The following is a 23610-nucleotide window of genomic DNA, read 5'->3' on the forward strand; positions in this document are numbered from 1 at the left end:
TTCTGTACATGGTGATCGACGCGAGGCGAGCCGCACGCCTGCCGGGGCTGGAAAAGCCCGCCCGTCGTCCCCACCTCCTTCATTCTCGTCACCCTCTCGGCATCGTGCCGCGATTTTTTCACCCATCCGTTTTTATCCATTCGTTATTGCCCATTCGTTATTGCATGAGGAGTCCCGCATGAGCTTCCAGGGAGAACAGCACCCCGGCGTAAAGGCCCCCACGGCCGAGAGCAACGGCTTTCGCCTCAACCACACCATGCTGCGCATCAAGGATCCCGAGCGCGCGCTGGCCTTCTATACCCGCGTGTTCGGCATGCGGGTGCTGCGTCGGCTCGACTTCGAGGAGATGCAGTTCTCGCTCTACTTCCTGGCGCGCCCGGAGGCCGGAGAGCGGATCCCCGAGGAGCGTGACGCGCGCACCGCCTGGACCTTCGACCAGCGCGGCGTGCTGGAGCTGACCCACAACTGGGGCACCGAGACCCAGGACGACTTCGCCTACCATGACGGCAACGCCGAGCCCCAGGGCTTCGGCCACATCTGCTTCAGCGTGCCGGATCTCGAGGCGGCTCAGGCGTGGTTCGACGCCAACGCGGTCGAGTTCGTCAAGCGCGCCGATCAGGGCAAGATGAAGGACGTGGTGTTCGTCAAGGACGTCGACGGCTACTGGATCGAGGTGGTCGAGGCGGCCCGCATGGCCGGCAAGGGCGACTGAGGGCGGGGCGCTTCGTTGGTGGCGAAACGTTGATAGGCGGCGCCAGGGGGAATAGGGTCATGGGATCATTCTAAACGGCATGACCTGCCAAGGAGTCCCGATGACCCTGCCTCTTCGTCCCCTGACGCTGGCCCTCGCCGGCACCCTGCTGGCCGCCCCGCTGGCCGTGAGCGTGGCTCAGGCCGCCGAACCTGAACAAGTGCGCTTCTCCGTGCCGGCCTGGCCCGGCGTGACCGTCAAGACGGCGCTGGCCGAGACGCTGCTCGAGACCCTCGGTTACGAGGTGGATCAGGAGGAGCTTGGCTCCACCATCACCTACGAGGCGCTGACCCAGGAAGAGGTCGACGCCTTCCTTGCGGCCTGGCTGCCCGCCCAGCAGGCGATGTTCGATGCCACCCTGGAGAAGGGCGCCATCGTCGATCTGGGCAACAACGTCGACGGCGCGCGCCTGGGCTTCGCCGTGCCGACCTACGTTTATGACGCCGGCGTGACCACCGCCGAGGACCTGGCCGACGAAGAGTTCGCCGAGAAGCTCGACCGCACCATCTACTCCATCGAGGTGGGCTCCGGGATGAGCGATACCCTCAACGAGGCGGTCGAGAAGGACACCTACGGCCTGGGCGACTGGGATCTCTCCGAGACCTCCACGCCGGGCATGCTGAGCGCCGTGGACGCGGCCATCGACCGTGAGGAGTGGATCCTCTTCTCCGGTTGGACGCCGCACTGGATGAACATCGAATACGATGTGAAGTTCCTGACCGACACCCAGGACATGTGGGGCCCGGAGGGCGGCCGTAGCGACGTGCGCACCCTGGTCTCCACGGCCTTCAACGAGTCCAATCCCAACGCCACCCGGCTGATCGACCAGCTCAACTTCACCGCCGATGACCAGAGCGCGATGATCCGCGGCTTCAGCTACGAGGAGCGCGAGCCGGAAGAGGTGGCCCTGGCGTGGCTGCGCGACAACCCCGCCAAGGCCAAGGTTTTCCTCGAGGGCGTGACCACCCTCGACGGCGAGCCGGCCTGGCCGGCGGTGCAGCAGGCGCTGGAGATCCCCGACGCCTGATTCCTGCCCGCCCCGCGTTACGCGACGAGGCCGCCCCATGGGGCGGCCTCGTTGTCGTTGGGGCCACGAAAGCCCGCCCGTCAGTAGCCGGTCATCTCGAGGTAGCCCACGCCCCGCGGCGCGCCGTCGTCGCGGTCGGTGACCCGCACCGCGCCCTCCCAGTAGGGCACCGAGGTGGGCATCCAGCGGTTCGGGTGCTCCGCGCTGATCGTCAGGTCGAGGTCCTGGTCCGGCACGGCGAGCCGCCAGCGAGTGGGCAGCTCGCGGCCGGCGACGCGGCGGCTGGCCAGCGGCATCAGCGAGAGGCTCTCGCCGTCGAGGCTCTGCGTCTCTCCGTCCGGGGCGATCCAGGTGCCGAACAGGGTGCTCTTTGCGGCCGAGTCGCCGCGCAGGTGGTAGACCATCAGCTTGTGGCCGTCGGCGAGGTGCAGCGCGAACCAGTCCCAGCCCTCGTGCCAGGGCGCCATCAGGCGGTTGCCCCACTCGCGGTCGAGCCAGGCGCGGCCGCTGACCGTATGGGTCTCGCCGGCCAGGGTGACCTCGCCGGCGACCTCATAGAAGGGCTGGCTCAGGTAGATCGGGCCCGCGGCCGCGGCGTCTCCCTCGTTGAAGGTCGGCTTGCCATGGTGCACCAGCGGGCCCTGGGCCGTGAGATCGAGCCGATAGCCGAAGGCGTCATCGCCCGTCCCGGCGCGGGCGTGGACCGTCAGCCGGTCCAGGGCGTCCCGCCCGGGTGCCGCGCCGCGGCTATCCAGCGTCCAGTCGTCGAGCCAGGCGCGAAAGGGCCGGGCGGTGGCGCCGGCCTGGTCCCGCTCGGGCGAGGCGTTATCGGAGTCGCCCCGGGCGAAGCGCTCGGCGACCCGGTGGAGCTCGCCCCGGGAGACCGCCATGTGGGCCATCCACAGCTGGTCGGCGGCCCAGGGGCCGGGTGCCTCCGGGCGCTCGGCCGGCGGTCGCTGGGCCTGGCGGAAGAGCGTCCACTGCACGCCCATCGGCTCCCCCTCCGCGTCCTCCAGGTTGGCGGTGAGGTACCACCACTCCAGGCGGTGGTCGGGGTGGGGGCCGTGATCCTCGGGGAAGCGCAGCGGCGTGTCCGGGGCGGCCTGGGCGAAGCCGCCGGCCTCGGCGCCGAGCCCCGCGAAGCCCTGGGAGGCGGCGGGGGACGGCTCCTCGGCGCAGCCTGCCAGCAGGACGAGCAGGGCGAAGAGCGCGCCTCCGATCGGATAACGCCTCATGTGGTCTCCTCCTCGGCCAGCAGCGCGCGCGGTGGCGTGCGCCACAGCGTCAGGGCCGGCAGGCCGGCCGCCAGTAGCGCCACACCCAGGGCGGTAGCCAGGGTCAGCGCGATCTCGCCGGGGAAGACGTGCAGCGGCAGGCGCCAGCCGAAGGCGGCCACGTTGATCACCGACACCAGGCTGGCCGTGATGGCGATGCCCAGCGGCACGGCGAGAAGCCCCGTCACCAGCGCCGCGCCGCCCAGCTGGGCCAGCTGCAGGCTCGCCAGCTCGCGCCTTGGCACGCCCAGCGCCCACAGCGGCGCCAGCCGGCGGCGGCGCTCCCGAGCCTGGGCGAGCAGGCTGGCGAGCAGCGCCAGGGCCGCCACGGCCAGCGTCAGGGCATTGAGGGCCCGGGTGATGGCGAAGGTGCGCTCGAAGATATCGGTGGAGAGCGCCTTGATCCGGCGCTGGTCGAGCACGGCCTCGTCGTCGAGGCCGAAGCGCTTGGTCAGCGCCCGGGAGAGCGGGGCGGCGGTGTGCCCCTCGGCGAGCGCGATGCCGATGGAGCCCGGCGGCGCATCGAAGCGCTCGCGCAGCCGGGTCGCGGTCAGCAGCACCTCGCCACGCGGGTTGCCGTAGTCGGGATAGACGGCGGCCACCGTCACCTCCTCGCGGCCCCGGCCGCCCGGCGCCTGCAGGACGAGTCGATCGCCGGGGGCGATGCCCTGGCCGAGGGCCAGCTGCTCGTTGATGAAGGTCTCGCCCGCTTCGAGGGCGGCCCAGGCCGCGTCGCGGCCGGCCGCCGTCTGAAGCAGCGGCCAGCTCGGGGTCAGGCGCTCGCCCGGGGTGATGCCGAAGAGCGTCACCGGCACGTTCAGGGGAGCGGCTTGAGGCTCGTCTCTTGAATCGCTCTGTGCCTCGCTTTCTATCTCGCTTTTTGTCTCGCTTTCTATCTCGTTATGAATCCGGCCTTGGGCACGATGCGCGAGCAGCACCGCCTCGGCCTCGGCGGTGGGCAGCAGCTCGGCGACCTCGTCGCGGCGCGCGAGCCAGGCCTGCACTTCGTCGACGCGCTCGGGCGGCGGGCGCAGGTAGAGATCGGCGGCCAGCCGCTGGTCCAGCCAGTCGAGGAAGGTGAGGCGAAAGCCGCCGACCATGCTGCCGACGCCCAGATTGGCGGAGAGGGCGATCAGCAGCGCCATCATGGCGAACGACAGCCGCGGTAGCTGCAGCTGCAGGTCGGCCAGAGCCCACTGGGTCAGTGGACGGTGGCGGGCGAGCCCGGCCAGCCAGGCGAGCCCGGTCGCGAGCAGCGGCGACAGCCAGAGGGCACAGGCGAGCATCAGCGCCGCGATCATCACGAAGCCGGCGACCAGCCCCTCGCCGGGCGGCCGCGTGGCCAGCCAGGCCCCCGTGGCCAGCGCCAGCAGGGCGGCGAGGCTGCCGGCGATGGCCTGCCCGCGCAGCTGGCGCTGGAAGCCTGCGCGCCATGCCTGGGCCTGACCGAGCTCCAGCACGCCGAGCCGGGCGGCCCGCCACAGGGTGCCGCTGCCGGCGATGGTGAGCCCGCCCAGGGTCACGCCGAGCCCGCCGAGCCAGTAGTGCCAGGGCAGCTGGAGCCGGGTGCCCACCGCGGCGCCATAGAGGCCCTGCAGCGTAGCGGCCACGTCCGGCAGCAGCGCGCGGGCGAGCCACACGCCACTGGCGATGCCGGCCAGGGCGCCGATGAGCCCGAGCAGGGCGAGCTCGAGGGCCAGCACCCCGACCAGGGTGCGCCCCGGCACGCCCAGGGCGCGCAGGGTGCGCAGCAGCCCCAGGCGCTGCTCCAGCGCCAGGCCCAGCGCCGCCTGGACGATGAAGAGCCCGACGATCAGCGCCAGCAGCGCCATGGCGGTGAGGTTGAGGTGAAAGCTCGCGGTGAGCTCGCCCGGGTCCGCCAGGGTCTCGGCGCGGATCAGCCGATAGCCCGCCGGGGCCGCGTCCAGCGCGCCCGCGTCGGCCAACAGCCGGCTGGCGGCGTCGCCGCTGCCCAGCAGCCGCGCCGCGGCAGCGATGTCCATCACCAGGGTATCCGGCGGCAGCGACGGGGCGAGGGAAAGCGGCGGCAGCGTTTGGCCGTCGGCAAGCGCCGGGGTGGCGCCGGGGGCCGTGGAGGCCTCGAGTCCTAGTTGTTCCACGCTGGCTGGGGCCAGGCGGGTCTGCCAGGGCGGGGTGAAGAAGGCGGTCAGTCCGCCGCCGCTGCCGGCGGTGGCGAAGGCGCTGTCGCCGGGCAGGGTCAGCGGGTCGATGCCGATCACCGTCAGCCGCTCGCCTTGCACGGTGACCACCTCGCCCTCCAGCAGCGGCGAGACGGCAAGCCCGGCGCGGCGCAGGGTCACGAAGTCCGCGTGATCCAGCGCCTCGCCGTCGCGGCGCTCCAGGCGGTCCAGGCCGCTGGTGAAGAGCGCCTCGGCCCGGGCGTAGCTGTCCCGGGCCGAGGCGTTGATCGCCTGCACGCCGCTCCACAGGGCGCCGGCCACCCAGAGGCCCAGCAGTAGCATGGCCAGCTGGCCGGGGTGGCGGCGATAGTGGCCGAGCAGCGTGGCCAGGGCGACGAGCGTCAGGCGCATGCGTCCTGCCCCGCCGGGGGTGTCGTCAGCCGGCCATGGGTGAGGTGCAGGCGGCGGTCCAGCGGGGCGGCCACCCGCGGGCTGTGGGTCACCATCAGCAGGGCGCAGCCGGTGTCGCGCACCAGCGCCAGCAGCAGGTCGAGCACCTCGTCGGCGGTGTCTTCGTCGAGGTTGCCGGTGGGCTCGTCGGCGAGCAGCAGGGCGGGGCGCGGCGCCAGCGCCCGGCCGATGGCCAGGCGCTGCTGCTGGCCGCCGGAGAGCTGCTCGGGATAGCGCTTTTCCAGCCCGGCCAGGCCCAGCCGCTCGATCAGCTCGGCCGTCCAGTCGGGCCGTTCGCGACCCGCCAGGCGCGCCTGCAGGCGCAGGTTGTCGCGCACGGTGAGGCTCGCCACCAGGTGGAACTGCTGGAACACCAGGCCCAGGGTCTCGCGGCGTAGCCGCGCCCGGACCGGCTCGGCGAGCGACGAGATCGCCTGGCCGGCGAGGCGCACCTCGCCGCGGTTGGGCAGGTCGAGCCCGGCGGCCAGGTGCAGCAGGGTCGACTTGCCGCTGCCCGACTCGCCCATCAGCGCCAGGCTCTCGCCGGCCGCCAGTGCGAGGTCCACCCCCGCGAGCACCTCGAGCGGCCCCTGGGGCGTGGCGTAGGCCTTGGCGACCTGGCGGAACTCGAGCATGGCGGCGGTCCTGGCGAGGGGCGTGGCTCGATGGTGGCACAAAACGGGCGCCATCCGTAGATGGCGCCCGTGTCGTGCCGGCGTGGTGGCCGTGCGCTGGTCTGGCGTCGGCGTGCTCGAGCCGCCGTGTGGTCCTGTGGCGCGCTAACTCAGTGCGCGTGGTCGTGTGGCGCCTCGTCCGGGGCGTGATCCTGGCCCTGAGCGTCGCTGTCCCCTTCATGGCCCGGCTCTTCATGGCCCGGCTGTGCCAGGGCGTCGTGGAGCACCCGGGCGTTGTGACGCATCATGCCGAGCCAGCTATCGGCCTCGCCGTCGCTGGCCAGGGCGTCGGCATAGAGGGTGCCGGCCACCGGCAGGCCGGTCTCCTCGGCCAGCTGGTCGATCATGGCGGGGCTGGTCATGTTCTCGTGGAACAGCGCCCGCACGCTCTGCTCGCGGATCACGTCGATCAGCCGGGCCATGTTGGCCGCGCTCGGCTCGCCCGCGGTGGAGAGCCCCTGGGGCGAGAGGAAGCGCAGGCCGTAGGCGCGGGCGAAGTGGCCGAAGGAGGCGTGGCCGGTGATCACCGTGGTCTCGTCGGGGATCTCGTCGAGCAGGGCGCGAAGTTCGTCGTCGGCCGCGGCGATGGCGTCGAGGTAGCGCTCGGCGTTGGCCCGGTAGGCATCGGCGTGGGCCGGGTCGGCGGCGATCAGGCCGTCGCGGATGTTATCCACATAGATCTCGCCCAGCCCCAGATCCTGCCAGGCGTGGGGGTCGAGGGGGCCGTGATCGTGCTCGTCGCCGGGCGCCTCGTCGTCGTGGCTGGCGTGCGCGTCATGCCCGTCGTCCTCGGCGGCCTCGAGGTGCGCCTCGAGGCCGTCGGTCGCCACCACCAGCGGGCCGTCGAAGTCGCTGGCATCGATCAGCCGCTCCATCCAGCCCTCGAACTGCAGGCCGTTGAAGACCACCAGGTCCGCCTCGGCGAGATCGCGGGCGTCGGTGGGGCGTGGCGAGTAGACATGGGCATCGCTGTCCGGCCCGACCAGCGCCGCCACCTCGACGTGCTCGCCGCCGACGTTCTCGATCATGTTGGCGAGCAGGCTGAAGCTGGTGACCACCTGGACGCGCTCCGCGGCCAGGGCGGCGGGCAGGGCCAGCAGGGTGGACACCCCGGCGAGCAGGGCAAGAGTTCGGGCGAGGCGCATGGCGGGCTTCCTTGGTTGGGTGTGTCAGTCGTTGACGGCGGCGCCCAGCGGCTGGGCATGGCGGCGCCGGCGGGCGGTCAGGCTATGGTGGCGGCCAAACAGTGCGGAGAGCACGTAAGCGGCGCCGGCCAGCAGGATGATCGCCGGGCCCGAGGGCAGGCTGAAGTGATAGGAGATCAGCAGGCCGCCGGTGCTGGCCGCAAGCGCGATGACGATGGCGATGGCGATCAGCCCCTCCAGGCGCTGGCTCCAGAAGCGTGCGGTGGTGGCGGGCAGCATCATCAGGCCCACGGCCATCAGGGTGCCCAGGGTCTGGAAACCGGCGGTGAGGTTGAGCACCACCAGGCCGAGGAAGATGCCGTGGACCAGGCCGCCGCGCACTCCCTGGCCGCGCAGGAACAGCGGATCGAGGCACTCCACCACCAGGGCGCGGAAGATCACCGCCAAGGTGATCACGATCAGGCTGCTGATGCCGGCGATCAGCGTCAGGGCGATGGAGTCGACGGCCAGGATCGAGCCGAACAGCACGTGGGTAAGATCGACGCTGCTGCCGCCCAGCGAGACCAGCATCACCCCCGCGGCCAGCGAGATGAGGAAGAAGCTGGCCATGGCCGAGTCCTCCTTGTGACCGGTCATCTGCGAGACGCTGCCGGCGAGCACGGCGATCAAGAGCCCCGAGAGGATGCCGCCGAGGCTCATCATCGGCAGTGAGAAGCCGGCGGCCAGGAAGCCCAGCGCCACCCCGGGCAGGATGGCGTGGGCCATGGCGTCGCCGATCAGGCTCATGCCGCGCAGCATCAGGAACACGCCCAGCGGCGGGGCGGCCAGCGACAGCGCCAGCCCGGCCACCAAGGCGCGCTGCATGAAGCCATAGTCGAAGGGGGCGATCAGCCAGGCCTCAAGCAGTGCCAGCATGGGAAGCATCCGGAAAGGTCAGGGGCAGGCGCGGTGCGCGGGGCACCAGGCCGCTGTGGTGGTCGAGGAGGGCGTCGGGACGCACCCAGCGGCCGTGGCCGCCGGCCAGCAGCAGCACGTCGTCGGCCAGGCGGGCGAGCTGCTCCATGTCGTGGAGCACCACGATGATGGTGGTTCCGGCGCGGGCCATCTCGCGCAGCACCTCCATCAGCACGTCGACCGTCTCGATGTCGACGTTGGCGAAGGGCTCGTCGAGCAGCAGCAGCTCGGCCTCCTGCATCAGGGTGCGGCCGAACAGCGCGCGCTGGCGCTGGCCGCCGGAGAGCTCGCCCAGCTGACGATGCGCCAGCGGCGAGATGCCGAGCTTGGCCATGATCTCGCGGCAGCGACGGTAGTGGGGGCCGCAGTAGCCCTTCAGGGCGCCGTGGCTCGGCCAGGTGCCGCTCATGATCAGCTCTTCCACGCTCATCGGGAAGGTCAGGTCCAGCGCCAGCTGCTGCGGCAGCCAGGCGCGGCGCTCGCGGGGCACCGCGCACTCGACCCGCCCGGCGATCGGCGACAGCATGCCCATGATCGCCGAGATCAGGGTGCTCTTGCCGGCGCCGTTGGCGCCGATCAGCGCGGTGATGGCGCCGTCCATGAAGCGCCCGTCGAGGTGTTCGAGGATCGTCTGGCCGCCGCGGGCCAGCTGCAGGTCGTGCAGTTGCAGGCGCGCCATCAGGACCACCACCCCGCGGCCCAGGAAACCGCCAGCCACAGGGCGGCCAGCGGCGCGGCGACGAGCAGCAGCCGGCGCGCCGCGGAGAGCGACATCAGCGAGAAGTGGCAGGGCCCTTCGGGGCGATGCCGGTGGTGTCGGTGTGCCATGGTCGATCGTCTCCGGAAGTGCGGCAAAGGTTATAACATAACAATACCGCCCCGAGCCACTGCCGGGCCGCCGTTCGCCGCCTGCCTCTCATCGTCCGTGGTCAGAGCCCCAGGGCGTGGCGCATCACCTGTTTCTTGGCGCCCTCCAGGCGGTCGGCGAGCGCCAACCCAGCGCCCCCGGCCTGGCGCAGGGGCGCGGCCCCGGTGAACACCTGGTGGAAGGTCTCCATGGCGGCGATCATCGCCAGGGTCTGGGGGCGTCGCTCGCGGGCATAGCCGGCCAGCACCCGACGCTGGCCCGGATCCTGGCCGGCCCGGAAGGCGGCGGTCACCCGGCGACTCAGCGCCTCGGCATCCTGCAGCCCGAGGTTGAGCCCCTGCCCGGCCAGCGGGTGGATCACGTGGGCGGCGTCGCCCACCAGCGCCAGCCGCGGGCGCAAATAGCGCTCCGCATGGCGGCGGCGGATGGGGAAACTGGCGCGACCCAGCACCGCCTCCACGCCCCCCAGGCGCTCCGGGAAGTCGCGCTCGATGGCCTGGCGCAGCGCCTCGTCGTCGAGCGCCTCGCGGGCCCGGTTGGCCTCGTCGCCGTCGTACCACACCAGCGAGGCGTGGTGGCCGGGCAGCGGCAGCATCGCCTGGGGCCCGCAGGCGGTGAAGCGTTGCCAGCTCACGTCCTGCTGGGGCAGCCGGGTCCGCACATTGATGATCAGGGCGCGCTGGCCATAGTCCTCGTCGCGAGTGGCGATGCCGGCAAGCTGCCGGGTGCGCGACGCCGCCCCGTCGGCGCCCACCACTAGCCGCGCGGCCAGCAGCCGGCCGTCGTCGAGCTCCAGCAGGCCGTGTTGCCCACCGGGGAGCCAGGCCACCGGCCCGGCGCGGCAGAGGATCGTCGCCTGCGGCAGCTCGGCCAGCCGCTGCCAGAGGGCGCGGCGGATCACCCGGTTCTCGACGAAGTGGCCGAAGTCCGGCAGCTCGAGCGCCTCGGCGCCGAAGTGGACGTGGCGCTGCCCGGACTCGTCGCTGGCCTCGATATGTCGGAAGGGGCAGCGCCGGGCCTCGGGAATGAGCTGCCAGGCGCCGATCTCCTCCAGCAGTCGCCGGGAGGCGAGGTTGAGCGACGAGACCCGCAGGTCGAAGGGGGCGTCATCGGGGATCGCCTCGGGCGGCTCGCCGCCCTCCACCAGGGCCACGCGCAGGCCGGCCTGGGCCAGCGCCACGGCGGTCGCGGCACCGACCATGCCGCCGCCCACGATGAGGGCATCCAGGGTCTCGTCCATCTCTCCCTCCCAGCACAACCGCTTCGACGTCGGGACATCCACCGCCTACGATACCGGATTCACCACCACGAGGAGTGACCATGACCGCGACGCGTTCCGCCCTGGTGCTGATGAGCTGGCTGGCGCTGACCGCCCTGACCGCCCTGACCGGCATCGCCACCCCGCCCGGCGACTGGTACGCCGGCCTGGCCAAGCCGCCGCTCACGCCGCCCGACCTCGCCTTCCCCATCGCCTGGAGCACGCTCTACCTGCTGATGGCGCTGGCAGCCTGGCGGGCGACCCTGGCGGTACCGCCCGCGGCGCGCTGGCACACCCTCTGGCCCTTCCTGGCCCTTCCTGGCCCAGCTCGTCGCCAACGCGCTCTGGTCGATCTTCTTCTTCGGCCTGCACTGGATGGGCCTGGCGCTGCTCGACCTGCTGCTGCTGTGGGCACTGATCGCGCTGACCCTGCGCCGCTTCGCCCGGGTCTCGCCCGTGGCCGCCTGGCTGCTGGTGCCCTACCTGGCCTGGGTGAGCTTCGCCGCCTACCTCAATGCCGCCACCTGGTGGCTCAACGGCTAGGCAATGATGGCCGCGATGGCCTGGCTATGATGGATCTTCATGCCGACGGCCCGGCGCTGCTGGTCCGCACGCCGAGGGAGGGGGGGGTGACGCTTAGCCGCTTGTCGTGTCGTCAGGGCTGGCGGGCGATGAACTGCACCACGGCCCCCAGGCCGGTATGGCCGCGGCCCTCGATCACCGGGCGATCGAACTCGCGGCTCGCGAGGATCTCGAGCTCGGCATAGGCGGCCTCCAGCTCCGCGGCGGTGGGCGTGCGATCCGGGGTGTCCGGCCCGCCGGTGTTTCGCGGCACCTGGGCCGGGGTGTAGGCCTCCAGGATCAGCACGCCGCCGGGCTTCAGGGTGCGCACCACCTGGCGATGCAGGTGCGGGCGCCCCGCCTCAGGCACGTGGCAGAAGATCGATACCACCGCATCGAAGGCCTGCGCCGGAAAGACGTGCTCGGTGAGGTCGGCGTGAAGGGTCTCCAGCGGCACGCCCTCGCGCTCGGCCAGCCGGACGGCCTTGCGCAGGCCGACCGCGGAGGCGTCCACGGATAGCACCCGATGGCCGAGCCCGGCCAGGTAGACGCCGTTGCGCCCCTCGCCATCGGCCAGGCACAGCACCCGCTTCGGCGGCTTGCCGATCCGCTCGACCTGCTCGCGCAGGAAGTCGTTGGGCTCGGTACCGTAGAGGTAGTCGTCGCTGTCGAAGCGTTCATCCCACATGGCAGTCTCTCGAACGGGCGGATGGATATCGTCAGCGAGAATACCAAGGGGGCGGCGGAGCGTCTGCGGGGTGGGGGGCCGCACCTGGGGCGCGTACACTCCCTGCTCCTCAACAGGCTCACAGGAGTGATCGCATGCCACGGACATCCCTCTCCCGCACTCTGCGCATCGCCGGCCTGGCCGCCGGGCTCGCGCTGAGCGCCGCGCCCGCCATGGCGGCCGGCACCGGCTTCTATGTCGGCGCCGGCGCCGGCGAGACCCACGGTAGCGGCGCCTTCGACGACGAGACGAGCCACTGGAAGCTCACCGGCGGCTACCACTTCGGCTGGCTGCCGTTGATCGATCTTGGTGCCGAACTGGCCTACGTCAACACCGGCGAGCTCGATGGCGAGGTGGGCGGCCGCTCGGCGAGCCTCGAGGTCGAGAGCTTCCAGGCCATGGGGCTCGCCGGGCTGAGCTTCGGCCCGCTGGGGCTCTATGCCAAGGCCGGCATGGCCGACTGGGACGCCGAGCGCCGCGGCCGCGGGATCGGCGATCGCTCCGGCACTGACCCGGTCTACGGCGTAGGCGCGCGCCTCGGGCTGTTCGGCCTGAGCGGACGGCTGGAGTACGAGCACATCGATGCCGACGAGATCGGTGATCTGGACATGCTCACCGCCGGGGTGATCTACACCTTCTGAGGCCGCGCCGAAGGTCGACTCCGCGCGGCGCGCGTTTCGCCGTACCCTGAACCCCGCCTGGCCGCCGCCGGGCGGGGTTGTCTGTTTCGGTGCGGTCAGTTCGGCATGGCCGGTTTGGCACGGCCGGTTTGGCACGGCCGGTTCGGCCCTGTTGGCGTGGTGCCGATGGCCATCGGCGCCCGAGGGTGAGGCTTGCCCAGCCGCTTTCCCCCTGCGCATGATGGATGGGCGGTCGTGGCGTCTTTATTCGCGCAGCCCCGCCCATCGTGTCCGCCACCACAGGGAGAATGTTCGTATGTCCGAGCGCGTGATCCTCACCACGTCTTCACACCTCGAAGGCTACCGCGTGACCGAGCACCTCGACATCGTCTCCGCTGAGTGCGTGTTCGGCATGAACATCCTCAAGGACATGTTCGCCGGCTTCCGCGATTTCTTCGGGGGGCGCAACAAGTCGTCCCAGGACGCGCTGCGCGATGCGAGGGTCTCCTGCCTGGACGAGCTGCGCCGGGAGGCGGCGTCGATGGGCGCCAATGCCGTGATCGGCATCGACCTCGATTACAGTGAGATCTCCGGCGGCGGCAAGTCGATGCTGTTCCTGGTGGCGACGGGCACCGCGGTGAAGGTCGCCCGGGCCTGAACCGGTCGCGGAGCAGCCGATGGCCTTCCACAACCCCGACCCGAAGATGCGCGCGCTGGAACAGCGCAATGCTCGGTTCGTGCCGCCCTCTTGTCGAGTCTCACGAATTGCTCGCGCCCACAGAGGAGACGGTGCCTGATCGGTCAGCCTTCGGAACTCATTGGGGCCTGATCTTCTTCTTGGGTGACAACCCCATCAAGATGCGGGCCCTGCTGAAAGCCCAGGAAGAGCTGGATTTCTCCGTTTAGCGGTTCTGCTCAGCGCGGCGATGGATGTGCCGTGGAAGGCCGCTGCGTCGGCCACGGCTGCACTGCCGGGGTCGTCTGGCAGGACGTTGAGGGCACTCACCGGATTCCCTGCCAATGCGTCAATGACCGCATAGGTGCTGTCGGCCAATGCCTTCGCGTTGTAGCCGCCTTCCAGCATCATCACCAGTCGGCCGTCACAGAGCTCATCGGCCAGGGCGCACAGGCGCTGGGTGACGGCGGCATAGCCGGTCTCGTCCATGGCGCAGATCATGTCGAGGTAATGACAGTCGAAGCCAGCGGATATCAGCAGGAGTTCGGGCTGGAATGCGTGCGCTGCCGGTCGTACCACCTGCTCGAACACCTCCAATAGCGCGGCGTTGCCAAACCCCATGGGCAGCGGCACGTTGAGGTGGTAGCCAACGCCCGCTCCGGCGCCGGTTTCGGCCAACAGGCCGCTGCCCGGGTAGAACGGTGCCGCGCAGTGGCTATCGACCACCAGCACGCTGGGATCGTCATAGAAAATGGCCTGGGTACCGTTGCCGTGGTGCATGTCCAGGTCCCAGATCATGACCCGGTCATGGCCGAGCGCTTGGCGTGCATGCGCCGCGGCGACCGCCAGGTTGTTATACAGGCAAAAGCCACGGGCACGGTCGGCCGGCGCATGGTGGCCCGGCGGGCGCACGATACAGAACGCTCGCCGGGCTTCACCGGCGGCGATCGCTTCGATCGCGCTGATTCCGGAGCCGGCCGCCAGGCGGGCCGCTGTCACGCTGCCCGGCGATACGGCGGTCGTGTCCTTGGCCAGCCAGCCGGATTGACCGTCCAGCGACTCGACATGGGCCACATAGGCCGCATCATGTGCCCTCTCCAGCTGGGTGGCGCTGGCCGTGGCCGGCAGCATCCAGCGCAACCCGTCGATAGGCCCGTTAAGCAGCCGATCGACGATCGCCGTCAGCCGACCCGGACGTTCCGGATGGCTATAGGTGTCCAGGTTGGCATTGGGGTACTGAAGCTCAATCATCGCCTTGACGGCGTCAGTCCACTCGGGACGGTCAGGGTCCCAGCCGTGTGGATTGTGACCGAGCATGCGGAAGTCGTAATAGACCAGTACGGTTGTCGCCATCGCTGTCACTCCCCCGGCAATCTGGGTTTGTTTCATCAACCGGGGCGGCCGACCTGGAAACCCAATCGTGTCCGAGGAGCCTTTGGCTCCCCGGCCCGTCAGTCATGTTGCTCCCCTCCGGCGCAACTGTACATAGGGACACTTCGACGCGGTGCGTTCTACCGTCATCGACCAGCGCAAGCTTGCGCTAAACCCTTCAGCGACAGCCTCCGAGGGGCAAGCGACGGCCGCCAGCACTTCGCCAGCCGCCCTCGCGCCCCTTCATGCGAGTGTCGCCATCAGGCTGCTGGCGTGCCAGGCGATCATGCGTTCCTCGTCGGTAGGGATGACCCAGGCGCCGACGCGGCTGTCGGTGCGGGAAATACAGGTAGCATCGCGACGATTGGCATCGTCGTCCAGGTCAACGCCGAGCCAGGCGCACTCCTGGCCGATGGCTCGGCGCACCGGGGCCGCCCGCTCGCCGATGCCCGCCGTGAACACCAGATGATCCAGCCCGCCCATGGCGGCGGCGAGGCTGCCGACTTCGCGAACGATGCGATACACGAAGAGGTCGATCGCTTCCTGGGCCTCGGCGGCGTCGCTCTCCAGCAGTGCGCGCATGTCGCCGCTGATGCCGGAAACGCCGAGCAGGCCGGAGCCTGAGTAGAGCAGGTCATTGACCTCATCGACGCTCATGCCCTCCTCGCCGAGCAGGTAAAGGACCAGGCCGGGATCCAGGCTGCCGCAGCGGGTGCCCATGGGCAGGCCGTCGAGCGCGGTGAAGCCCATGGTCGAGCCCACGCTCTGGCCGTCCTGGATGGCGCACAGGCTGGCGCCGTTGCCCAGGTGGGCGACCACCACCCGCCCGGCGGGCTGGCCGTTCAAGTGACGCGGCAGCATGCGATTGATGTAGTCGTAGGAGAGCCCATGAAAGCCGTAGCGAATCAGGCCCCTGGCGGTCAGTTCGCGAGGCAGGGCGAAGTGCCGGGCCACTGCCGGCTGGGTGGTGTGAAAGGCGGTATCGAAGCAGGCGATCTGAGTGATCTCGGGAAGCCGCTCGGCCAGGCGCCTGATCGGTTCGAGGCCGTAGGGCTGATGCAGCGGAGCCAGGGGCTCGAGGGTCTGCAGTTCCTCGACGATGGCCGCGTCGAGCACCACCGGTGCATGGAAGTGGCGTCCGCCGTGCACCACACGATGGCCGATCACGGCGAGGTCGTCGAGATCGGGACGCTCACTGATCCAGTCGAGCAGCCGCACCAACGCACCCTGATGATCCAGTGCGGGGGGCAGGTCGCTGAAGGAGCCGGCCTGTACCGGCTGGCCCTCGGCGTCTTGCAGGCGGGCGGCGGAGGCGGCCTGCCCCTTGCCGAGCCCGGTGAGCTTGCCTTGAAAACGCAGCGCGAGGCGGTCGAGGTCGTGAGCGTCTGCGTCGGGCGGGGAAAACAGCGCGAACTTGAGACTCGACGAGCCGCTGTTGATGACCAGGATATCGCCCATGTCAGCGCTCCTGTCGTTGTGCGGCGCCCTGGCGCTGCTGGTAGTCGGCCAGCAGCAGTGCCAGGGCACAAGAGGCCATGCGCGTGATGGCTTCGTCGGCGCGGCTGGTCAGCACGATCGGCACCCTGGCACCCAGCACGATGCCGGCACCGGTGGCGTCGGCGAGGTAGGTGAGCTGTTTCATCAGCATGTTGGCGGCCTCGAGGTCCGGGGCGACCAGGATGTCGGCCTTGCCGGCCACTGGCGAGACGATGTGCTTGGCCTCGGCGGCGGCCTCGGAGACGGCGTTGTCGAAGGCCAGGGGGCCATCCAGGGTGCCGCCGGTGATCTGGCCGCGTTCGGCCATCTTGCACAGCGCGGCGGCGTCCAGGGTGGAGGTGATCTTGGGGTTGATGGTTTCCACCGCCGAGAGTATCGCCACCTTGGGGTCGGCGATGCCCAGCGCCTGGGCCAGCTCGATGACGTTCTGCACGATGTCGCGCTTGTGGGCGAGGGTGGGATAGATGTTGATGGCGGCATCGGTGATGAACAGCGGACGGGGGTAGGTGGGCACATCGAACGCCATCACATGGCTGATGCAGCGTTCGGTGCGCAGGCCGCTCTCGCGCTTGAACACCTCGCGCATCAGCTCGTCGGTGTGCAGGGCTCCCTTCATCAGCGAGGCGGCGCGACCTTCGCGGACCAGGGCCACGGCCTTTTCTGCCGCGGCGTGACTGTGAGGCGTGTCTATCACCTCGATGTCGCGGATATCGACCTCGGCGGCATCGGCGGCGGCCTGTATCTTGCCAGCGGGCCCCACCAGCAAGGGCACAATGAGCCCATGCTCGGCGGCGGCCATGGCGCCCAGCAGCGATTCGCGATCGACCGGGTGGACCACGGCCATGACGATGGGCTCGGGGTGGTCGGCGGCGCTGAGGATCTCATGAAGGCGGCCACGCTCGGCCAGACGCACCTCGGGCATGGCGGTGCGCGGCCGCCGAATCTTCTCGGTCGGGGCGAGCACATGGGCCTGACCTTCAATGACGACCTTGCCCTTCTGGTTCTCGCAGCGGCATTCCAGGTCGAGCTGCTTCTTCGCCTCGTCCTTCGCCGTGACCCGGACGCACACCTTGAGCACGTCGCCGAGGTTGACCGGGGCGTGAAAGCTCAGGGTCTGCCCCAGATAGATGGTGCCGGGCCCGGGCAGCTGGGTGCCGAGAACCGTGGAGATCAGCGCGCCGCCCCACATGCCATGGGCAATCACCTCCTGGAAGCGCGTGCTGCGGGCGAAGTCGTCGTCGACATGGGCCGGGTTGATGTCGCCGGACATGATCGCAAAAAGCTTGATGTCTTCCATGGTCAGGCGCTTTTCGAGACACGCCTGGTCGCCGATCTTGATCTCGTCGAAGGTGCGGTTCTCGATAAAGCCATCGCCGCTTGTCGCGCTCATGTTCCTCTCCTCGTCGTTCGCTTCGCCAGGGTCTTCGATGGCGATGTGGGGCTCAGTAGCGGATGTGGTCGCCGGCATCGACATAGTGCAGCGAGCCGGTGGTCGCGGCGCCGGCTGGGGAGGCCAGGTAGACGACCGCATTGCCCACGTCGCGCACCGTCGCCAGCCGCCGCAGCGGCGCATGGGCTTCGCTCTCCCGGGCCAGGGCCTCGAAATCCTTGAGGCCGGAGGCCGCGCGGGTGCGGATCGGCCCCGGGGAGACGGCATGCACGCGGATGCGCTTGGGTCCCAGCTCGGCGGCCAGATAACGGGTGGCGGATTCCAGGGCGGCCTTCACCGGGCCCATCAGGTTGTAGTTGTCCACCACCCGTTCGGCGCCGTAGTAGGACATGCACACCAGGGTGCCGCCATGCGGCATCAGCGACTCGGCGCGTTTCGCCATGCGCAGGAAGGAGTGGCAGGAGACATCCATCGCCAGCGTGAAGCCGTCTCGCGAGCAATCCACCACACGGCCATGCAGGTCGTCCAGCGGCGCAAAGGCGATCGAGTGCACCACGAAGTCCAGACGCCCCCAGCGCTGATGAGCCCGGTCGAAAAGTTCATCCAGCTGGGCGTCGTCCTGCACATCGCAGAGCCGCAGTTCGGGATGGCCCATCTCGGCACCGAGCGGAGTGACGAAGCGCTCGGCCTTGGGGCTGGCATAGGTCACCAGCATGTCGGCGCCGGCTTCGTGCAGGGCCTGGGCACACCCGAAGGCGATACTGTCCTGGTTGGCCAGGCCGGTCACGATGCCGACCTTGCCTTGCAGAGAGAAGGGGTTCGTCATAGCGGCTCCACGATTTATTGCGTTGCAGCATAGGCTAGCCCAGGAGTGTGACCGCTGCAGTACCTTGAGGTGAATTAAGGGGCCATGATCGACGCATACCCAGGAGGTCAGGCGTTTTTTCCAGCAGGCCGGCCAATACCAGGCCCCTGCGCCTCTGCGCACGGGCACTCGGCGACGCGAAGGGATTATGTTGCACTGCACAAAAGTGCCTGCTATGATGCAGGGCATCAGAACGGGGATCGCCCGTTCCATGGCACTCAGAACCTTGGAGGTTCCCATCATGACCAACGTTTTCGCTTTCGACACCAAGCAATTCGACACCACTCAGTTCGAGTCCATGTTCTTCGCCCCGGCGCGGGCCTTCGCCGCCCTGTCCGTCGACTTCACCGAGAAGATGGTCAATGCTCAGCTTGATGCCACCAAGGCCTATGCTGACACCAACCTGGCGCAGCTGCGCAAGCTGGTAGAGGTCAAGGACGCCGAAGGCTTCAAGAGCTACCTGGAAGGCCAGCAGGACGTCGCCAAGCAGCTGACCGAGCGCCTGAAGGGCGATGCCGAGAAGGCGGTGGCTCTCCAGCAGGAGTTCGCCCAGGAGAGCCAGAAGCTGACCGAGGGCAGCGTCAAGCAGGCCCAGGAAAGCGCCCAGCAGGCCACCGAGACCGCCAGCAAGGCCGTCAAGGAAGCCGCACCCAAGGCTGCCAAGTAAGCCTTTAACCCGGCCCACGGGCCGGGATGATGAAAGCATCCAAAAGGCCGTCGATCATTGATCGACGGCCTTTTTGGTGTGACGACGGGCTTACCGGACAGACCCCATGTCAGCCGTTCCCCGCAGTCGCGAGGAGGCCAGCCTGCGCCTGGTCGCCTTATGGTCGTTATTTGAATGGTCAATCAAAATAAAGGAGGATAGCAGCGTTACCTACCAATAACGACATACCCTGCATGGGAGCGCTTCAATGACCAAGCGACTCGAACGACTACTGCTGGCCGGCCTGCTGGCCGGCGCCTCCGCGGCGTCTCACGCCGAGGTCAGTATCACCCGTGGCGCCACGGTGATCCCCGATGGGGAAGCCCAGGCGAGCGAGGACCTGACCATCGCCAATGAGCGGCTGGCCTTCTCCCTCGCCGTTGAATCCGCGCCGCCCTGGGGCGTGCCCCGCGGCACCCTGGTCGACCTCGCCGCCGTGAAGGAGGGCGAGATCGACCTCGACCGCATCGCCTTCGCCGACTTCATCCCCAACAACTGGTCCGCCTGGCCCAACGACGGCAAGGAGGTGGAGATCGTCGAGGACTCGGCCGAGCGGGTGGTAGTGCGGATTCGCCGCAACTGGGGCGAGGCCTGGGTCACCACCACCTACAGCCTCGAGGCGGGCAGCGATCGCATCCAGCTCAATACCGAACTGGAGAACGCCGGCGAGGCGCCGCTGGAGGCCATTCGCTCCGGCTACACCCTGTGGCCCGACACCGGCTTCCTGTTCGGCGTCCCGGGACTCGGCGATGCCAAGGAAACCGTGGCCGTTGATGCGCTGACCGATCGCATGGTCGCCTACGATCGTGATTGGGTCTTCGCGCTGCATGCCCCCTACTTCGATCGCGTCAACTACGAAGGCCAGGACATGTACCTGGAGCATGACCTCGCGCCCGGCGAGTCGCGCACCTTCGAGGGCTGGCTGCAGGTGGTGCCCGAGGGCGACCTGGCGCCGGTGGTGGCCTTCGAGGCCGAGCGGCATGGCGAGCCCGTCGGGCAGATCGCGGGCACCCTGCGCAACGACGGCGGCGAGGCCCCGCAGGATGGCCTGGTGATGATCGAGCAGGACGGCCACCCCTACGCCTGGACCCTGGCCGAGGGCGGCACCTTCGAGATGTCCCTGCCGGTCGGCGAGTACAGCGCCTATGCCACGGGCCTCGGCCACGCCAACAGCGAGCCCGTCGCGCTGACGGTGACCGCGGGCGGCGAGCAGACGCTGGACTTCGCGGGCCTGAAGGGGCCGGGTACCCTGCGCCTCGATGTGCGGGATGCCAAGACCGGTGCGCCCCGCGATGCCCGCCTGGCGATCCTCGAGGGGCAACAGCCGCCCGTCGAGTTCCTTGGCAAGCAGACCTTCTTCACCGAGCTGACCCCCGCCGGCCAGGCGGAGCTTAACCTGGCGCCCGGGGACTACCGCATGAGCATCAATGCCGGTGCCGGCTTCACCGCCGAGCAGCAGGAGCTCGAGGTGAGCCTGGCCTCCGGCGAATCCGTACAGAAGACCCTCGAGATCGAGCGGCTCGCCGAGCCCAACAACGATTCCTGGTACGGGGCCGACCTGCACCACCACGCCAACGTCCTCGAGGGCACCACCCCGCCCGAGACGGTCGTCCGGGCGCAGCTGGCCACCGACCTCGACCTGACGTTCATCAGCGACCACGATTCCACGGCCAACCATGAGCGCTTCCAGGCGCTCTCCGGGCAGCGTGGCGTGCCCTTCATCCCGTCCATCGAGGTGTCGGCGTCCTGGGGGCACATGAATCCCTTCCCCATCGATATCGCCGGCGAGATGCAGGTGGATCCGGGGACCGACAGCGTCCAGGAGATCCTGGCGGATGCCCGCCGCCTGAACGCCGAGGTGATCCCCCTGAACCACCCGTTCAACGACTACGGCTACCTGCGTAACCTGGCCAACGACAGCGTGCCGGGCGGCTTCGCCACCGGTTTCGACCTGCTGGAGCTCAATGCCGAGGTCGACAACGTCCCGACGCGCCAGACCGCCCATAACCTGTGGGACGAGGGCAGCCGCGTCTACTTCACGGCGGGCACCGACACCCACGACGCCTGGAACGACCTGACCGGCCGCATCCGCATGATGGCCAAGGTGCCGGGCGAGCTGACCCCGCGCGCCTTCGCCCGCGCCCTCAAGGATGGCCACGGCTACGCGACCCAGGGGCCACTGCTGCATCCGCGCAACGGCTTGTTCGGCGACGCCCTGCGTCTGCCCGAGGGGGAAGCCTTCACCTGGCAGGTGGATGTCACGGCCGTCGACGGCCTCAAGGAAGCCCGGCTGATCGGAAAGGGTGGCGAGGTGCTCGAGACCGTCGCCCTGGACGGCCGCGAGGCCAGCCTCTCGCTGACCCTGGACGAGACGGTCGAGGGCTGGGTTGCCCTCGAGGTCGACGACCAGGACGACGAGACCGCCTGGAGCAACCCGCTGTGGGTGGAACGTGAGCAGCCGACCCCCTATACGGCCGCCGCCGAGGGCTGATCGCCCCGGCTGTCGTGCATGACCAGGCCGCGCCCTTCGGGTGCGGCCTTTTTCGTATGCAGGGGGCATCATGGTCGGCGGGACTCATGGTCCCGAGTGTTTCCCGAACATCCGATTTTCACGGTGCCGGGAATAAAGTCGCTGCCTCGCGCCGTCTTAATAGGCAGCACAATTAAATCGGGAGCAAGCGGGATGCGGTTTCTGGGCCATTTTTCGTCGCGGGAGAGGCGCTATCGACGCCTGGTACAGCCGCATGTGACGCATCTCGTGCACATCGCGATGCAGCGCACGGGCCATGCGGCGCTGGCCGAGGACCTGGTGCAGGAGAGCTGCATCATGGCCTGGGAGAAGCTCGAGGAGCTGCGTTCGGCCGAGGCCTCACGGGCCTGGCTGGTGCGCATCCTGCTGCGGCAGGTCGCCGATCATCGCCGCACCCGGTCGCGCCGCCAGGCGCTGCTGCCGATCACTGATATCGAGGAGGCGCACTGGCAGGCCATCGCCGGCGAGGCGCCGGGGCCCTTCGAAGAGGCCGTGGCGGCGCAGTCTGACAGCCGCGTGGCGGCGCTGCTGCGCCGCCTGCCGGATGATTTCGCCATCGTGGTCGAGCTGCACGACCTGATGGGTTACCGCTACCGGGAGATCGCCGAGACCCTGGAGCTGCCGCTGGGCACGGTGACCAGCCGACTGGCTCGCGGCCGCCGCCTGCTGGCCGCGCTGCTGGTCGAGGCGCCGGAGGCGGTCGGGGGCGTCGGCACGCCGGGCGAGAAGGAGGCAAGCCACCATGAGTGATCACGATCGCCGCGAGCATGAGGCGCATGCCGCCTGGCTGGAGCAGGTGGCGCCCTACCTGGATGACGAGCTGTCCCCCGACGAGTGCCGCGTCATGGCACAGCACCTGGCGGGGTGCGAGCCGTGCCGGCGGGAGCTGGCGCGCCAGCAGGCCGTGAGCCAGCGCCTGGGGCGGCTCGGCGCCGCCGCACCTTCGGTTCCAAATTCGGCCTCACCTGCAGCCACTCCCTCTGTCGCCCACGCGGCCTCGGCCGAGGCCGTCGAGCGGCGCCTGAGGCATCGGCTGCTCTCGCCCGCCCGGCGGCGCCCCGCCCCGCGCGCCCTGTGGGGCTGGACGGGCTGGGGCCTGGCGGCGGTCCAGGCCTGCGTGCTGGCGGTGGTGCTGGGGTGGCCGAGCTGGCAGGCGCGCCAGGGCGTGCCAATGGTGCGCGACGCCGTGGCCGATTACCGGCAACTGGTGGCCGGTGAGCTGCCCGGGCATACCACCCGGGATACCGCCGTGCTGGCGCGCACCCTAGCGCTGCCGCTCGAGGTCATCGAGGGGCCCGGGGTGGAGTTCCTGGGCGCCTGGCCGACCGCGCTGCAGGGGCAACCCGCCGCGGCGCTGGCCTACCGCGTCGAGGCGCGCACGGTGGTCCAGTACGTGGTCAGCGGTCCGCTGTTCTTCAATCGGGCGAGCGTGCGCGATGCGGTCGCCCGAGAGGGTCGCTACGTCGCCCACCTGGGCGACCAGGCGGTGGTGGGCTGGCCGGGCGACAACGCCGGCTCGCTGCTGGTGGGCGAGCTGCCCACCGATAGGCTGGAGCGGCTTCGGCTGTAAGACGCCGAGCGCCGCTGCGGCGTGATTCTTTCCCATGCAAAGGAGATTGCACGATGATGATTCGCCATTCCCTGACGGCCATGACACTGACGTTCGGCCTGGTCGCGAGTGCGCTCGCGGCCCCATCCCTCGAGGTAGCGGAGCAGGCCCCCGGCCGCACCGTCATGGTGGCCGGCGTGAGCGTCGCCGAGGATGGCTTCGTGGTGGTCCATGAGAGCGACGGCGAGGGCAAGATCGTGGCGCCGGCCTCCATCGGCCATGTCGCCGTGGCCGCCGGCGATCACGCGGCCGTCGAGGTGCCGCTGGCGCGTGAGGTGGCCGCCGGCGAGCGGCTCTACGTGATGCTCCACCGCGATACCGGCACGCCCGGCGAGTATGCCTTCGGCCCCGGTGCGGTGAAGGTCGATCCGCCGCTGGTCGTCGACGGCAAGCCGGTGGTGCGCCCCGTCGCGGTGCAGTGATGCCATGGCCGGGCGCCGACCCGGCCCCACTTTCCGAGCGCCCTGGCGGCGGCTCGTCGCGATGACGAGGCCGTGACGGGGGCCAAGGCCCGAT

The 23610-nt window shown here is 69.8% G+C and carries 23 protein-coding genes and 2 pseudogenes; 12 read left to right on the top strand and 13 right to left on the bottom strand.

Annotation, left to right across the window (positions count from 1 at the left end):
* Positions 1 to 178: 178 nt before the first annotated feature.
* A complete protein-coding gene (gene gloA / locus ABE957_RS01560) occupies positions 179 to 712 on the top strand; it encodes a lactoylglutathione lyase (protein WP_349756902.1) in 534 nt (177 codons plus the stop codon).
* 100 nt (positions 713 to 812) lie between these two features.
* Positions 813 to 1778: an ABC transporter substrate-binding protein gene (locus ABE957_RS01565; protein ID WP_349756903.1), complete on the top strand. Its 966-nt coding sequence runs from the start codon at positions 813 to 815 to the stop codon at positions 1776 to 1778.
* 80 nt (positions 1779 to 1858) lie between these two features.
* On the opposite strand, the gene ABE957_RS01570 is transcribed toward ABE957_RS01565, so the two are convergent.
* The 8 genes from ABE957_RS01570 to ABE957_RS01605 all read right to left on the bottom strand — a co-directional run bounded on the left by ABE957_RS01570 (position 1859) and on the right by ABE957_RS01605 (position 10524).
* Positions 1859 to 3013 (bottom strand): lipocalin-like domain-containing protein, encoded by a 1155-nt coding sequence (locus ABE957_RS01570; protein ID WP_349756904.1) that lies wholly within the window; start codon positions 3011 to 3013, stop codon positions 1859 to 1861.
* On the bottom strand, positions 3010 to 5604 hold the full coding sequence (locus ABE957_RS01575) for an FtsX-like permease family protein (protein WP_349756905.1): 2595 nt from the start codon (positions 5602 to 5604) through the stop codon (positions 3010 to 3012). Before ABE957_RS01575 ends, ABE957_RS01570 begins: the two co-directional genes overlap by 4 nt.
* Positions 5595 to 6278 (bottom strand): ABC transporter ATP-binding protein, encoded by a 684-nt coding sequence (locus ABE957_RS01580; protein WP_349756906.1) that lies wholly within the window; start codon positions 6276 to 6278, stop codon positions 5595 to 5597. Before ABE957_RS01580 ends, ABE957_RS01575 begins: the two co-directional genes overlap by 10 nt.
* 149 nt (positions 6279 to 6427) lie before the next feature.
* Positions 6428 to 7462 carry a metal ABC transporter solute-binding protein, Zn/Mn family gene (locus tag ABE957_RS01585; protein ID WP_349756907.1) on the bottom strand — a complete coding sequence of 345 codons (1035 nt, stop codon included), beginning with the start codon at positions 7460 to 7462 and terminating at the stop codon, positions 6428 to 6430.
* Between the two features lie 24 nt (positions 7463 to 7486).
* Complete coding sequence (locus ABE957_RS01590) at positions 7487 to 8377, bottom strand: metal ABC transporter permease (protein ID WP_349756908.1); 891 nt, start codon at positions 8375 to 8377, stop codon at positions 7487 to 7489.
* On the bottom strand, positions 8361 to 9095 hold the full coding sequence (locus ABE957_RS01595; RefSeq protein ID WP_349756909.1) for a metal ABC transporter ATP-binding protein: 735 nt from the start codon (positions 9093 to 9095) through the stop codon (positions 8361 to 8363). The genes ABE957_RS01590 and ABE957_RS01595 overlap by 17 nt, the downstream gene beginning before the upstream one ends.
* Positions 9095 to 9244, bottom strand: a complete 150-nt coding sequence (locus ABE957_RS01600) for a hypothetical protein (protein ID WP_349756910.1) — start codon at positions 9242 to 9244, stop codon at positions 9095 to 9097. Before ABE957_RS01600 ends, ABE957_RS01595 begins: the two co-directional genes overlap by 1 nt.
* A 101-nt stretch (positions 9245 to 9345) precedes the next feature.
* The gene (locus ABE957_RS01605) at positions 9346 to 10524 is read right to left on the bottom strand and encodes a UbiH/UbiF/VisC/COQ6 family ubiquinone biosynthesis hydroxylase (protein WP_349756911.1); all 1179 of its coding nucleotides are present in this window, start codon (positions 10522 to 10524) and stop codon (positions 9346 to 9348) included.
* Between the two features lie 110 nt (positions 10525 to 10634).
* Here ABE957_RS01605 and ABE957_RS01610 point away from each other — a divergent pair.
* Positions 10635 to 10754: pseudogene (locus ABE957_RS01610) on the top strand (tryptophan-rich sensory protein); the annotation flags it as partial.
* A 139-nt stretch (positions 10755 to 10893) separates the two neighbouring features.
* Entirely contained in the window at positions 10894 to 11085 is a 192-nt protein-coding gene (locus ABE957_RS01615) for a tryptophan-rich sensory protein (protein WP_349756945.1), read from the top strand.
* A gap of 112 nt (positions 11086 to 11197) precedes the next feature.
* On the opposite strand, the gene ABE957_RS01620 is transcribed toward ABE957_RS01615, so the two are convergent.
* Complete coding sequence (locus ABE957_RS01620; RefSeq protein WP_349756913.1) at positions 11198 to 11791, bottom strand: SAM-dependent methyltransferase; 594 nt, start codon at positions 11789 to 11791, stop codon at positions 11198 to 11200.
* 134 nt (positions 11792 to 11925) lie between these two features.
* Here ABE957_RS01620 and ABE957_RS01625 point away from each other — a divergent pair, with 134 nt between their 5' ends.
* The 3 genes and pseudogenes from ABE957_RS01625 to ABE957_RS01635 form a co-directional block, all read left to right on the top strand.
* Positions 11926 to 12471, top strand: a complete 546-nt coding sequence (locus tag ABE957_RS01625) for an outer membrane beta-barrel protein (RefSeq protein ID WP_349756914.1) — start codon at positions 11926 to 11928, stop codon at positions 12469 to 12471.
* Positions 12472 to 12766: 295 nt separating this feature from the next.
* Entirely contained in the window at positions 12767 to 13108 is a 342-nt protein-coding gene (locus ABE957_RS01630; RefSeq protein ID WP_349756915.1) for a YbjQ family protein, read from the top strand.
* Positions 13109 to 13194: 86 nt separating this feature from the next.
* Positions 13195 to 13356, top strand: a pseudogene (locus ABE957_RS01635) (carboxylate--amine ligase); the annotation flags it as partial.
* Here the strand turns inward: ABE957_RS01635 and ABE957_RS01640 are convergent.
* From ABE957_RS01640 to fabI, 4 genes are all read right to left on the bottom strand, one after another.
* Positions 13304 to 14479: a histone deacetylase family protein gene (locus ABE957_RS01640; RefSeq protein WP_349756916.1), complete on the bottom strand. Its 1176-nt coding sequence runs from the start codon at positions 14477 to 14479 to the stop codon at positions 13304 to 13306. The pseudogene ABE957_RS01635 and the gene ABE957_RS01640 overlap by 53 nt on opposite strands.
* Before the next feature lie 261 nt (positions 14480 to 14740).
* Positions 14741 to 15955, bottom strand: a complete 1215-nt coding sequence (locus ABE957_RS01645; RefSeq protein WP_349756917.1) for an acetate/propionate family kinase — start codon at positions 15953 to 15955, stop codon at positions 14741 to 14743.
* Between the two features lies 1 nt (position 15956).
* Positions 15957 to 17384 carry a bifunctional enoyl-CoA hydratase/phosphate acetyltransferase gene (locus ABE957_RS01650; protein WP_349756918.1) on the bottom strand — a complete coding sequence of 476 codons (1428 nt, stop codon included), beginning with the start codon at positions 17382 to 17384 and terminating at the stop codon, positions 15957 to 15959.
* Positions 17385 to 17436: 52 nt separating this feature from the next.
* Positions 17437 to 18210, bottom strand: a complete 774-nt coding sequence (fabI, locus tag ABE957_RS01655) for an enoyl-ACP reductase FabI (RefSeq protein ID WP_349756920.1) — start codon at positions 18208 to 18210, stop codon at positions 17437 to 17439.
* 280 nt (positions 18211 to 18490) lie between these two features.
* Here fabI and ABE957_RS01660 point away from each other — a divergent pair, with 280 nt between their 5' ends.
* The 5 genes from ABE957_RS01660 to ABE957_RS01680 all read left to right on the top strand — a co-directional run bounded on the left by ABE957_RS01660 (position 18491) and on the right by ABE957_RS01680 (position 23516).
* Positions 18491 to 18916 carry a phasin family protein gene (locus ABE957_RS01660; RefSeq protein WP_349756921.1) on the top strand — a complete coding sequence of 142 codons (426 nt, stop codon included), beginning with the start codon at positions 18491 to 18493 and terminating at the stop codon, positions 18914 to 18916.
* Between the two features lie 247 nt (positions 18917 to 19163).
* Entirely contained in the window at positions 19164 to 21446 is a 2283-nt protein-coding gene (locus tag ABE957_RS01665; RefSeq protein WP_349756922.1) for a CehA/McbA family metallohydrolase, read from the top strand.
* Positions 21447 to 21638: 192 nt separating this feature from the next.
* The gene (locus ABE957_RS01670) at positions 21639 to 22235 is read left to right on the top strand and encodes an RNA polymerase sigma factor (RefSeq protein WP_349756923.1); all 597 of its coding nucleotides are present in this window, start codon (positions 21639 to 21641) and stop codon (positions 22233 to 22235) included.
* A complete protein-coding gene (locus ABE957_RS01675; protein WP_349756924.1) occupies positions 22228 to 23055 on the top strand; it encodes an anti-sigma factor in 828 nt (275 codons plus the stop codon). The genes ABE957_RS01670 and ABE957_RS01675 overlap by 8 nt, the downstream gene beginning before the upstream one ends.
* Before the next feature lie 53 nt (positions 23056 to 23108).
* Entirely contained in the window at positions 23109 to 23516 is a 408-nt protein-coding gene (locus tag ABE957_RS01680) for a DUF7282 domain-containing protein (protein WP_349756925.1), read from the top strand.
* Positions 23517 to 23610: the final 94 nt, after the last annotated feature.

The organism is Halomonas pelophila (genome assembly GCF_040196315.1).
Classification (GTDB): domain Bacteria; phylum Pseudomonadota; class Gammaproteobacteria; order Pseudomonadales; family Halomonadaceae; genus Halomonas; species Halomonas pelophila.

Coding starts and splice junctions, on each gene's coding strand:
- ABE957_RS01595 (WP_349756909.1), bottom strand. CDS start 9,095: ATGGCGCGCCTGCAACTGCACGACCTGCAGCTGGCCCGCGGCGGCCAG.
- ABE957_RS01645 (WP_349756917.1), bottom strand. CDS start 15,955: ATGGGCGATATCCTGGTCATCAACAGCGGCTCGTCGAGTCTCAAGTTC.
- ABE957_RS01680 (WP_349756925.1), top strand. CDS start 23,109: ATGATGATTCGCCATTCCCTGACGGCCATGACACTGACGTTCGGCCTG.
- ABE957_RS01625 (WP_349756914.1), top strand. CDS start 11,926: ATGCCACGGACATCCCTCTCCCGCACTCTGCGCATCGCCGGCCTGGCC.
- fabI (WP_349756920.1), bottom strand. CDS start 18,210: ATGACGAACCCCTTCTCTCTGCAAGGCAAGGTCGGCATCGTGACCGGC.
- ABE957_RS01575 (WP_349756905.1), bottom strand. CDS start 5,604: ATGCGCCTGACGCTCGTCGCCCTGGCCACGCTGCTCGGCCACTATCGC.
- ABE957_RS01660 (WP_349756921.1), top strand. CDS start 18,491: ATGACCAACGTTTTCGCTTTCGACACCAAGCAATTCGACACCACTCAG.
- ABE957_RS01600 (WP_349756910.1), bottom strand. CDS start 9,244: ATGGCACACCGACACCACCGGCATCGCCCCGAAGGGCCCTGCCACTTC.
- ABE957_RS01590 (WP_349756908.1), bottom strand. CDS start 8,377: ATGCTGGCACTGCTTGAGGCCTGGCTGATCGCCCCCTTCGACTATGGC.
- ABE957_RS01650 (WP_349756918.1), bottom strand. CDS start 17,384: ATGAGCGCGACAAGCGGCGATGGCTTTATCGAGAACCGCACCTTCGAC.
- ABE957_RS01570 (WP_349756904.1), bottom strand. CDS start 3,013: ATGAGGCGTTATCCGATCGGAGGCGCGCTCTTCGCCCTGCTCGTCCTG.
- ABE957_RS01585 (WP_349756907.1), bottom strand. CDS start 7,462: ATGCGCCTCGCCCGAACTCTTGCCCTGCTCGCCGGGGTGTCCACCCTG.
- ABE957_RS01630 (WP_349756915.1), top strand. CDS start 12,767: ATGTCCGAGCGCGTGATCCTCACCACGTCTTCACACCTCGAAGGCTAC.
- ABE957_RS01640 (WP_349756916.1), bottom strand. CDS start 14,479: ATGGCGACAACCGTACTGGTCTATTACGACTTCCGCATGCTCGGTCAC.
- ABE957_RS01605 (WP_349756911.1), bottom strand. CDS start 10,524: ATGGACGAGACCCTGGATGCCCTCATCGTGGGCGGCGGCATGGTCGGT.
- ABE957_RS01675 (WP_349756924.1), top strand. CDS start 22,228: ATGAGTGATCACGATCGCCGCGAGCATGAGGCGCATGCCGCCTGGCTG.
- ABE957_RS01620 (WP_349756913.1), bottom strand. CDS start 11,791: ATGTGGGATGAACGCTTCGACAGCGACGACTACCTCTACGGTACCGAG.
- ABE957_RS01665 (WP_349756922.1), top strand. CDS start 19,164: ATGACCAAGCGACTCGAACGACTACTGCTGGCCGGCCTGCTGGCCGGC.
- ABE957_RS01565 (WP_349756903.1), top strand. CDS start 813: ATGACCCTGCCTCTTCGTCCCCTGACGCTGGCCCTCGCCGGCACCCTG.
- gloA (WP_349756902.1), top strand. CDS start 179: ATGAGCTTCCAGGGAGAACAGCACCCCGGCGTAAAGGCCCCCACGGCC.
- ABE957_RS01670 (WP_349756923.1), top strand. CDS start 21,639: ATGCGGTTTCTGGGCCATTTTTCGTCGCGGGAGAGGCGCTATCGACGC.
- ABE957_RS01580 (WP_349756906.1), bottom strand. CDS start 6,278: ATGCTCGAGTTCCGCCAGGTCGCCAAGGCCTACGCCACGCCCCAGGGG.